Genomic DNA, 4,046 nt, shown 5'->3' with positions numbered 1-4,046 from the left:
ATAGAAAAAACAATCGGCTGCAGTCGATTTATCTATAACTGTATGCTTGCAGATAAGATAGAACATTATAAAAAAGAAAAGAAGATGTTAAGGAATACACCAGCCAGCTATAAGAAAGAATATCCCTGGCTGAAAGAGGTGGATTCATTAGCACTGGCAAATGTACAGATGCATCTGGAAAGTGCTTTCTGTAAGTTCTTTCGTGAACCATCCGCAGGATTTCCACGCTTCAAATCAAAGAAGTCATCAAGGAAATCTTATACAACAAACGTAGTGAATGGAAATATCTTTCTGGAAGGAAAATATTTGAAACTGCCTAAGATGACAGCCATCAGGATAAAGCTTCACCGTCCGATATCAGAAAAATGGAAACTGAAATCTGTAACAGTCAGCCGGGAACCATCCGGAAAATATTTTGCAAGTCTGTTATTTTGCTGTGAAAACCAAACAGTAGAAAAAAGACCGGCAGAAAAATTTCTGGGGATTGATTTTGCCATGCATGGGATGTGTGTATTTTCTACCGGTGAAAGAGCCGGATATCCGATGTTCTACCGGAATACAGAGAAAAAGCTTGCACGGGAACAGNCTGACGATGGGTTTGTATTATAATAAAAAGAACAAAATGTTCAAAAGTGATGATTGAAATCCTTTATCAACATATAGAAATAAGAGGTGAGGAAAATAAACCGGGCAGTAAAAATAAGAATCTATCCAAATGCAGAACAACGTGTGCAGATAGAAAAAACAATCGGCTGCAGTCGATTTATCTATAACTGTATGCTTGCAGATAAGATAGAACATTATAAAAAAGAAAAGAAGATGTTAAGGAATACACCAGCCAGCTATAAGAAAGAATATCCCTGGCTGAAAGAGGTGGATTCATTAGCACTGGCAAATGTACAGATATATCTGGAAAGTGCTTTCTGTAAGTTCTTTCGTGAACCATCCGCAGGATTTCCACGCTTCAAATCAAAGAAGTCATCAAGGAAATCTTATACAACAAACGTAGTGAACGGAAATATCTTTCTGGAAGGAAAATATTTGAAACTGCCTAAGATGACNGAGGTGAGGAAAATAAACCGGGCAGTAAAAATAAGAATCTATCCAAATGCAGAACAACGTGTGCAGATAGAAAAAACAATCGGCTGCAGTCGATTTATCTATAACTGTATGCTTGCAGATAAGATAGAACATTATAAAAAAGAAAAGAAGATGTTAAGGAATACACCAGCCAGCTATAAGAAAGAATATCCCTGGCTGAAAGAGGTGGATTCATTAGCACTGGCAAATGTACAGATGCATCTGGAAAGTGCTTTCTGTAAGTTCTTTCGTGAACCATCCGCAGGATTTCCACGCTTCAAATCAAAGAAGTCATCAAGAAAATCTTATACAACAAACGTAGTGAACGGAAATATCTTTCTGGAAGGAAAATATTTGAAACTGCCTAAGATGACGGCCATTAGGACAAAGTTTCGCCGTCCGATATCAGAAAAATGGAAACTGAAATCTGTAACAGTCAGCCGGGAAGCATCCGGAAAATATTTTGCAAGTCTGTTATTTTACTGTGAAAACCAAGCAGTAGAAAAAAGACCGGTAGAAAAATTTCTGGGGATTGATTTTGCCATGCATGGGATGTGTGTATTTTCTACCGGTGAAAGAGCCGGATATCCGATGTTCTACCGGAATACAGAGAAAAAGCTTGCACGGGAACAGCGGAAACTGTCCAGATGCCAGAGAGGCAGTCGGAATTATGAAAAACAGAAGAAACGGGTTGCNGAACAAAATGTTCAAAAGCAATGATTGAAATTATTTATCAACATATACGAGGTGAGGAAAATAAACCGGGCAGTAAAAATAAGAATCTATCCAAATGCAGAACAACGTGTGCAGATAGAAAAAACAATCGGCTGCAGTCGATTTATCTATAACTGTATGCTTGCAGATAAGATAGAACATTATAAAAAAGAAAAGAAGATGTTAAGGAATACACCAGCCAGCTATAAGAAAGAATATCCCTGGCTGAAAGAGGTGGATTCATTAGCACTGGCAAATGTACAGATGCATCTGGAAAGTGCTTTCTGTAAGTTCTTTCGTGAACCATCCGCAGGATTTCCACGCTTCAAATCAAAGAAGTCATCAAGGAAATCTTATACAACAAACGTAGTGAATGGAAATATCTTTCTGGAAGGAAAATATTTGAAACTGCCTAAGATGACGGCCATTAGGACAAAGTTTCGCCGTCCGATATCAGAAAAATGGAAACTGAAATCTGTAACAGTCAGCCGGGAAGCATCCGGAAAATATTTTGCAAGTCTGTTATTTTACTGTGAAAACCAAGCAGTAGAAAAAAGACCGGTAGAAAAATTTCTGGGGATTGATTTTGCCATGCATGGGATGTGTGTATTTTCTACCGGTGAAAGAGCCGGATATCCGATGTTCTACCGGAATACAGAGAAAAAGCTTGCACGGGAACAGCGGAAACTGTCCAGATGCCAGAGAGGCAGTCGGAATTATGAAAAACAGAAGAAACGGGTTGCNGAGGTGAGGAAAATAAACCGGGCAGTAAAAATAAGAATCTATCCAAATGCAGAACAACGTGTGCAGATAGAAAAAACAATCGGCTGCAGTCGATTTATCTATAACTGTATGCTTGCAGATAAGATAGAACATTATAAAAAAGAAAAGAAGATGTTAAGGAATACACCAGCCAGCTATAAGAAAGAATATCCCTGGCTGAAAGAGGTGGATTCATTAGCACTGGCAAATGTACAGATGCATCTGGAAAGTGCTTTCTGTAAGTTTTTCCGTGAACCATCTGCAGGATTTCCACGCTTCAAATCAAAGAAGTCATCAAGAAAATCTTATACAACAAACGTAGTGAACGGAAATATCTTTCTGGAAGGAAAATATTTGAAACTGCCTAAGATGACGGCCATTAGGACAAAGTTTCGCCGTCCGATATCAGAAAAATGGAAACTGAAATCTGTAACAGTCAGCCGGGAAGCATCCGGAAAATATTTTGCAAGTCTGTTATTTTACTGTGAAAACCAAGCAGTAGAAAAAAGACCGGTAGAAAAATTTCTGGGGATTGATTTTGCCATGCATGGGATGTGTGTATTTTCTACCGGTGAAAGAGCCGGATATCCGATGTTCTACCGGAATACAGAGAAAAAGCTTGCACGGGAACAGCGGAAACTGTCCAGATGCCAGAGAGGCAGTCGGAATTATGAAAAACAGAAGAAACGGGTTGCACTGTGTCATGAAAAGATCCGAAATCAGAGAAAAGATTTTCAGCATAAACTCAGTGCAGGTCTTGCAGAGAACTACGATGCAGTATGCGTGGAAGACCTGGATCTGAAAGGGATGGCAGGAGGACTTCATTTTGGAAAAGGTGTACATGATAATGGATATGGTCTGTTTCTGTCTATGTTGGAATATAAACTGGAGGAANGAGGTGAGGAAAATAAACCGGGCAGTAAAAATAAGAATCTATCCAAATGCAGAACAACGTGTGCAGATAGAAAAAACAATCGGCTGCAGTCGATTTATCTATAACTGTATGCTTGCAGATAAGATAGAACATTATAAAAAAGAAAAGAAGATGTTAAGGAATACACCAGCCAGCTATAAGAAAGAATATCCCTGGCTGAAAGAGGTGGATTCATTAGCACTGGCAAATGTACAGATGCATCTGGAAAGTGCTTTCTGTAAGTTTTTCCGTGAACCATCTGCAGGATTTCCACGCTTCAAATCAAAGAAGTCATCAAGAAAATCTTATACAACAAACGTAGTGAACGGAAATATCTTTCTGGAAGGAAAATATTTGAAACTGCCTAAGATGACGGCCATTAGGACAAAGTTTCGCCGTCCGATATCAGAAAAATGGAAACTGAAATCTGTAACAGTCAGCCGGGAAGCATCCGGAAAATATTTTGCAAGTCTGTTATTTTACTGTGAAAACCAAGCAGTAGAAAAAAGACCGGTAGAAAAATTTCTGGGGATTGATTTTGCCATGCATGGGATGTGTGTATTTTCTACCGGTGAAA

The 4,046-nt window shown here is 38.9% G+C and carries 4 protein-coding genes; all 4 read left to right on the top strand.

Translation table 11 applies throughout. The annotated features are described in order from the left end of the window. Positions 1–609 (top strand): RNA-guided endonuclease InsQ/TnpB family protein, encoded by a 609-nt coding sequence (locus tag GT674_RS16945; protein ID WP_442859871.1) that lies wholly within the window; start codon positions 1–3, stop codon positions 607–609. A gap of 63 nt (positions 610–672) precedes the next feature. After that, positions 673–1,800, top strand: coding sequence for an RNA-guided endonuclease TnpB family protein (locus tag GT674_RS16940; RefSeq protein WP_330585652.1), 1,128 nt, complete (start codon positions 673–675; stop codon positions 1,798–1,800). Positions 1,801–1,827: 27 nt separating this feature from the next. Next, complete coding sequence (locus tag GT674_RS17575) at positions 1,828–3,555, top strand: RNA-guided endonuclease TnpB family protein (protein ID WP_330585651.1); 1,728 nt, start codon at positions 1,828–1,830, stop codon at positions 3,553–3,555. After that, positions 3,512–4,046 (top strand): RNA-guided endonuclease InsQ/TnpB family protein (locus GT674_RS16925; protein WP_330585650.1); only part of this gene is annotated, 535 nt, incomplete at its 3' end. The genes GT674_RS17575 and GT674_RS16925, both read left to right, overlap by 44 nt.

Origin of the sequence: Blautia sp. BIOML-A1 (assembly GCF_009883055.1) — a bacterium.
Lineage (GTDB): Bacteria > Bacillota > Clostridia > Lachnospirales > Lachnospiraceae > Blautia_A.
Note: the sequence above shows the minus strand (reverse complement) of the source record. Positions and strands in the feature narration are given on the sequence as shown.